Annotated in this window: 6 protein-coding genes; 1 reads left to right on the top strand and 5 read right to left on the bottom strand. The window is 77.2% G+C overall.

Annotated features, from left to right (window positions below):
* Positions 1 to 33: 33 nt before the first annotated feature.
* The gene (locus ACFCY7_RS29080; protein WP_376489028.1) at positions 34 to 306 is read right to left on the bottom strand and encodes a hypothetical protein; all 273 of its coding nucleotides are present in this window, start codon (positions 304 to 306) and stop codon (positions 34 to 36) included.
* 224 nt (positions 307 to 530) lie between these two features.
* Entirely contained in the window at positions 531 to 1,313 is a 783-nt protein-coding gene (locus ACFCY7_RS29075; protein WP_367822802.1) for a hypothetical protein, read from the bottom strand.
* Between the two features lie 514 nt (positions 1,314 to 1,827).
* Between ACFCY7_RS29075 and ACFCY7_RS29070 the strand changes: the two genes are divergently transcribed.
* Complete coding sequence (locus tag ACFCY7_RS29070) at positions 1,828 to 2,292, top strand: transglycosylase family protein (RefSeq protein ID WP_376489030.1); 465 nt, start codon at positions 1,828 to 1,830, stop codon at positions 2,290 to 2,292.
* An 18-nt stretch (positions 2,293 to 2,310) separates the two neighbouring features.
* Here the strand turns inward: ACFCY7_RS29070 and ACFCY7_RS29065 are convergent, their stop codons facing one another.
* Genes ACFCY7_RS29065 through ACFCY7_RS29055 form a run of 3 tightly spaced genes read right to left on the bottom strand, consistent with a single transcriptional unit; the run spans position 2,311 to position 6,124 of the window.
* Positions 2,311 to 2,964: an ATP-binding cassette domain-containing protein gene (locus ACFCY7_RS29065; protein ID WP_376489027.1), complete on the bottom strand. Its 654-nt coding sequence runs from the start codon at positions 2,962 to 2,964 to the stop codon at positions 2,311 to 2,313.
* A complete protein-coding gene (locus tag ACFCY7_RS29060; protein ID WP_376489026.1) occupies positions 2,961 to 5,738 on the bottom strand; it encodes an ATP-binding cassette domain-containing protein in 2,778 nt (925 codons plus the stop codon). The genes ACFCY7_RS29065 and ACFCY7_RS29060 overlap by 4 nt, the downstream gene beginning before the upstream one ends.
* The gene (locus tag ACFCY7_RS29055) at positions 5,726 to 6,124 is read right to left on the bottom strand and encodes a hypothetical protein (protein ID WP_376489025.1); all 399 of its coding nucleotides are present in this window, start codon (positions 6,122 to 6,124) and stop codon (positions 5,726 to 5,728) included. Before ACFCY7_RS29055 ends, ACFCY7_RS29060 begins: the two co-directional genes overlap by 13 nt.
* Positions 6,125 to 6,193 lie beyond the last annotated feature (69 nt).

The following is a 6,193-nucleotide window of genomic DNA, read 5'->3' as shown; positions in this document are numbered from 1 at the left end:
GCCCCGGCCCTCCGCCGTGTCACCGGTCCCGACCTACCGACCCCTGCGGGGTCCGGGTGGCAGCGCCGCCTGCGTGTGTCCGGGGGCGTGCGGCTGCGGGTGCTGCGCCGACCACGCCGCCGGGTACGCCGACGCGTGCCGGTGCCCCTGCCCGTACCCGCCGGTGCCGAAGGCCCGGAAGGTCAGCTCCTCCTCGCCGCTGCGGTCGCCCGGCAGCGTGCGGAACGACCTGCGGTACTCCGAGAGCAGGGCGTCGTAGATCGGCGTGGGCGAACCGCCCGCCGTGACGTCCTGCGCGGGGCGCATGGCCGGGATCTGACTCGGATACGGCTGGAGGAAGGGGTCGTATGCGTGCACGTACGTGCCAACGACCCCGCCGCCCGTCGGATGCGGGCGGCTCTCCGAAAGAGGCGCCCGCCGGGGGCGCGGCACGGTCGGGCCCTTGGGTCCCGCAGGGTGTCCGGCGTCCGCCGGTCCGGTCGGTGTGCCGGGGACCCGCGCCCGCTCTATGGCCGGCCGGCCGTCCTCCATCAGGTCCCGGCCAGCGGCATCGCGGCGGCCACCAGGCGGCCGTTCGCGGCCGCCTTCTCCAGGGCGTCGCGCAGCAGGTCCTCGCGGGGCTGCTGGCCGATCGAGCCGACGGGGGCGGCGAAGACCAGGACGGTGTGCGACTTGTTGGCGGCCGCCCGCCAGCCGTCGGTGACCTGGAGCGGCTGGTGCGCCTGCCACCAGGCCGCCTGGCCGGCGCCGCCGGGTCCCGGCTGGAGCACGGAGTGCAGCTGGCCCATGGCGACCAGGACCGACCAGCCCGGCAGCACCGCGGGCTTCTCGTGGAGGTCCATCACCTGCTGGAAGCCCTGGTCGGCCAGGAGCGGCAGGAACTCGTCGGTGAGGCCGTCCGAACCCGGACGGGCCACCGGCGCGGTCGGCTCCACGACCAGCGCCGGGTGCAGCTCGCCGTCGATCAGGACGAGACCGCTGGTGACCCCGAGCACGGCCTGCTCGGGGTGGGCGGCGGTCAGCGCGTCGGCGGTGTCCGAGGCCGTGATGGAGGCGACGGCGCCCTGGAGCTGCTCCTCGGCGACGCGGACGACCTGCGACGGAATGCAGCTGGCGTGGGCGAACGCGAGGACCGCGGTCTCGTCGCCGACGAACAGCACCGTGCTGGTGCGCTCCTGCTCGGAGTCGCCGGGCGTGCGGCAGGAGGTGCAGTCGTAGCTGCCCGGGGCGTTGTCGCCGGCGAGCAGCCGGTCCGCTTCTTCGTCGCCGATCTCGGCGCGTACGTCCTCGCTGACGTCGAGCATGCGCGGCACGGGGGGCTCCCTGGACTCGGTACGGAGGGGACGCAGGGCTGTTCCCGTGCGTCTCATGACGAGTTCAACGGGTCAGGCTCGGCCGGGGTCACGCGCGGAAGCGGGGCAACTTGGCACCGGCGCGTGCGCGGCGGTCCCCGCGGGTCCGGTGACTCCGACCGGGTGGGGTGTGAACAGCGTTCCGCGCGGCACGGGCCGGGGGCGCCGGGCGGCTGCCTAGCCTGCCCCGATGTCGAAGATCCGATTTTGGACAGCCGGTTCCCTCGTGGCGGCGTCCGCGGCCGCGCTCCTGACGCTGGCCCCGGCACCCGCCCGGGCCCGGGACGCGGCCGACGCGGTCGGGGGCCGGGCCGGCACGGTCGCGGCCGGGTCCGGCGCGGTCAGGGACGCGCCCGGCGCCGTCGGGGACGCACCCGAGGAGCTCCGGGACGTGCCGGACGCGCTCAGGGACGTGCCCGAGGCGCTCCGGGACGTGCCCGACGCGGCGCGGGAGGCGTCCGCCGCGCTCCTCGAGGTGTCGGACGCGCTCCGGGGGGCCGCTTCGCTGCCCTCGTACGCCTGCGCCCGGGACCAGTGGCCGTGGGGGTGCGTCGCCGAGTGCGAGTCCAGCGGGCGCTGGAACGTCAACACCGGCAACGGCTTCTACGGCGGCCTCCAGTTCTGGCAGCCGACCTGGGTGGAGCACGGCGGGCTGCGGTACGCCCGCCGCGCCGACCTGGCGACGCGGCCGCAGCAGATCAACGTCGCGGAGGAGGTGCTCCGCACCCAGGGGTGGGGTGCCTGGCCCGTCTGCTCCAAGCGGTACGGACTGAGCGGGCGCGTCCACACCGTGCAGGTCGGCGACACGCTCGGCTCGATCGCCCGCCGGTTCGCGATCAAGGGCGGCTGGCAGGCGCTGTACGCGGCGAACCGGAACCTGATCGGTCCCGATCCGAACCGGATCGTCGTCGGCACCATGCTGCGGATCGCACCGCTCTGACGCTCCCGGGCGCCGTCGTCAGCCCGGCTCGGTCGGCTCCCCGCTCCACACCAGGGAGCCGCGCCGCAGCTCGTGGACGACCGTGCCCGGCGGAAGGCCGTCCGGTACCCGCTGCTCGGCCAGGACCACGGCCGCGCCCTCCCGTACGGCGAGCGCCGCGAGCAGCCGGTACGTACGGGCCGCGATCGGCCCGGCCAGGCCGAGGGACGGCTCGTCGACCAGCACCACGCGCGCGGGTGCGAGCAGGGCGCGGGAGAGCGCCAGCATCCGGCGTTCCCCGCCCGAGAGGGTGCCGGCGGTGCGGGACAGCAGGGGGAGGAGTTCGGGGTACGGGGCGGGGTCGGCGGCGGTGCGGCCGGGCGCGGCCAGCGCGAGGTTGTCGGCGACGGTGAGCCCCTCGTACACCGCCCTGAGGTCCGGTACGAGGCACAGCCCGCGGCGGGCCCGCTCGTGCGCCGAGAGCCGCGTCACGTCCACGTCCCGCCAGAGCACCCGGCCGGCGGAGAGCCGCACCGTGCCGGCCAGGGCGCGCAGCGCGGTCGTCCGGCCCGCGCCGTTGCGGCCGAGGAGCACGGTCACGGTCCCGGCGGGCACCGGGAGGTGCAGTCCGTGCAGGGCCTCCAGGGGGCCGTAGCGGACGCGGGCGGCGCGCAGCGCGATCTCGACGCTCACGACAGGATCCGGCCGCCTTCCATGGTGTGCACCGTGTGGGCGATCCCCCGGACGAGGTCCGGGTCGTGCTCGACGACCAGGACCGTCAGGCCGTCCGCCGCGAGGGCGGCCAGGAGCCGGGCGAGGGCGGCCGTCTCGGCGGCGTCGAGCCCGGCGGCCGGTTCGTCGAGCAGGAGCGTGTGCGGCTGCCCCGCGAGGGCGCGGGCCAGTTCCACCCGGCGCAGGGTCCCCGTGGGCAGGTCCGCCGCCGCCCGGTGCCGTACCGGCCCGGCGAGCCCGGCCAGCCGCAGGCTCCGCTCCACCGCCGCCGAGCCCCCGCGCACATGGCCCCGCTCCTCGCCGAGGCGCACGTTCTCCTCGACCGTCAGCGACGGGAAGACGGCCAGCCGCTGGAACGTCCTGGCGATGCCGAGACGGGTCCTCGCGTGGGCGGAGCGGGCCGTGATGTCCCTGCCGTCGAGGGTGATCCGCCCCTCGCGTGGCCGCAGGGTCCCCGCGAGGCAGTCGAACAGGGTGCTCTTGCCGGCGCCGTTGGGGCCGACGAGCGCGGTCACGCACGCGGGCCGGAGGTCGAGCGTGACGCGGGAGAGGGCGGTGGTCCCTCCGGGATACGTGAGGGTGAGGTCGTGCGCGCGGAGTCGCGGCGCGCGTCCGGGGGAGCCCGGCCGGCCCCCGGCGGAACCGGGTTCGCCCGCCGCACCGGCCGTGCGGGGGGCGGACGGCGGCGCGGCCCGTCCCGGGGGTGGTCCGGATTCGTCGTCGGCCGGTCGTGTGTCGGCGGGGACGGCCCTGGTCGCGGGTGGCTCGACACCGTCGCCGGCGGGTCGTGTGCGGTCGGGGACAGGCCTGGTCGCGGTGGGTGTGGGGCCTTCGGTGACCGGTTGGGTGCCGACCGGTCCGGAGCCGGGCGGGCGGGGGCCGGCCAGGCCGGCCACGGCGGGGCGAGTGCCTGCGGGGCGAGCGCCGGCCGGTCGAGTGCCCGCCGCGGGGGGCCGTGGGTGCCGCCGGGATGCCGGGCCGGAGGGCAGCAGGGTCGTCAGCGGTGGGATGCGGCCGGTCAGGGTCGCGAGGAGGCCGATGAAGGCGGCGGCGACGCCGGCGTGGGGGCCGGCGTCGAGGGTGACGAGGAGCGCGGCGGCGGCGAGGGGGGTGAGGAGGCTGTCGGCTCCGAGGACGAGGACGGCGGCGAACCACAGGAGGCCGCGGACGGGGTCGTAGGCCTCCGGGTCGAAGGCGCGCAGGCCCATGCCGAGGAGTCCGCCGCCGAGCGCGGCGAGCGCGGAGCCGAGGACGAAGGCGAGGAGTTTGAGGCCGGGCACGGGGACGCCCGCCGCCTCGGCGCCCGGCTCGTGGTCCCGGAGGGCGGCGAGGGCGCGGCCGGTGCGGCCCCGGCGCAGGACGGCCACCAGGGCCAGGCAGCAGGCGAGGACGACCAGCTCCACGGCGTAGTAGGCGCGGTCGTCGGAGAGGCCCGCGGGGCGGTCGAGGGAGAGGCCGGCCGTCGCGTACGGCTGGGTGAGGACGAAGCGGCTGACGGCCACCCCGACGGCGAGGGTCGCGAGCGCCAGGGCGAGGCCGTGCCGCCGGATCGCCGGCCAGCCGGTGACCAGGCCCACCACGGCCACCATCGGGACCGCGAGGCACAGGGCGGCCAGGGCGGGCATGCCGCCGGTGGCGAGCAGGGCCGTGAACAGGGCGCCGAGGCCCGCGTACGCCGCCTGGCCGAGGGCGATCTGGCCGCCCCGGCCCGCCACCACGACGAGGGACAGCAGGATCACGGCGAGCGCGGGGACCTGGACGGCCGTCCGGAGGTCGGAGCCGGCGAAGCCGAGGGGGAGGAGGAAGAGGACGCCGACGACGAGCCACAGGCCGCCCGGTACGCGTCCCCCGGGCACCGGGGGCGGCAGCGCGTCCCGGCCCTTGCCGCCGACGCCCGGCAGGACGAGCGCGGCCACGAGGAGCGCCACCACGAACAGGTTCGCGCCGACGGCCTGCACGAGCGGCCCGGCCCAGCCCTCCGGGTGCAGCCGGGTCAGCTGGGCCTGGGCGACGCCGATGGCGAGCGCCGATGCCACCGCGACCGGCAGCGACCGCATCCGGGCGATCACCGCGACCGCGATCACCTCGATGACGAGCAGCGGCATCCCGTACGGGTCGAGCCGTACGTAGGGGGCGAGGAGCACTCCGGTGAGCCCCGCCGTGAACGAGCCGAAGGCCCAGCCGGCCGCCGCGACCCGGTCGGCGTCGATCCCCGAGAGGACCGCGAGCGGCCGGTTGTCGACCACTGCCCGCAGCTCACGGCCGAAGGCGGTCCACCGGGTCACCGCCCCCACCAGGCAGGCGAGGGCCACCGCCGCCCCGAGCTGCGCCCACGGGTCGTCGCCGAGCAGCACCGGGGCGTCGTCCCGGGCGCCGGGGCCCCACAGGAGCACCGCCGTGCCCACGAGGAGGACGAAGACGCCGATGGAGGCGACCAGGGTCCGGGCCGGGTTCGAGCCGAGGAGGGCGAGGGGCCGGAACACGCCGCGCTCCAGGACGAGGCCGATCACGGGGGCGACCACGAGGAGGGTGACCAGGGCTCCGAGGGGCAGCGGCCAGCCCCACTCGACCACCAGCTGCCGCAGGACGTACGCGCAGATCATGGCCACGGCGCCGTGGGCGAGGTTGAGCACCCCCGTCGCCCGGTGGGTGACGACGAGGCCGATGCCGGTGAGCGCGGCGGCGCTGCCGATCGCGAGGCCGGCGAGCGTCAGCTCGTACGTCAGGGAGGCCACGGTTCACACACCGGACAGGGGGCGAGTTCCGCGGCACCCGCCTCCGTCGCCTCCGCCCGGCCCGCCACCAGCGGGCAGTCCGGGCGGTGCGCGAGGGTCCCGCCGGGCACCCGGAGCGGTGGACCGTCCGAGGAGGGCGGGGGAGGCTCCTCCGGGTCGGGCGGGGCCGGTTCCGCGGGGCGTGCGGGAAGCAGCGCCGCCGCCGCGGCGAGGACCGCGCCCGCCACGATCAGGGCCGCCCCGGGGACCGTGCACGAGGCCAGGTAGGGCAGCTGCCGTTCGGCGAACCGTTCGCCGGAGATCCCGTACCAGCCGAGGACGCACAGGACCGCGCCGGCGGCGGCCGAGGTGAGGCCGCTCCACTGCAGGGTCCGGGATGTCGGCACGGGGGCCTCCCTCGTCTCGCGCCATGCCCCGAGCGGTCCGCCTTTTCCTTGCACTATGCCCCGATCCGT

This window comes from Streptomyces sp. NPDC056361 (genome assembly GCF_042262805.1).
Classification (GTDB): Bacteria; Actinomycetota; Actinomycetes; order Streptomycetales; family Streptomycetaceae; genus Streptomyces.
Note: the sequence above shows the minus strand (reverse complement) of the source record. Positions and strands in the feature narration are given on the sequence as shown.

What these genes read in the sequence shown, in the direction of transcription:
- ACFCY7_RS29080 (WP_376489028.1), bottom strand. Translation starts at nt 306, where the DNA reads ATGCGCCCCGCGCAGGACGTCACGGCGGGCGGTTCGCCCACGCCGATC.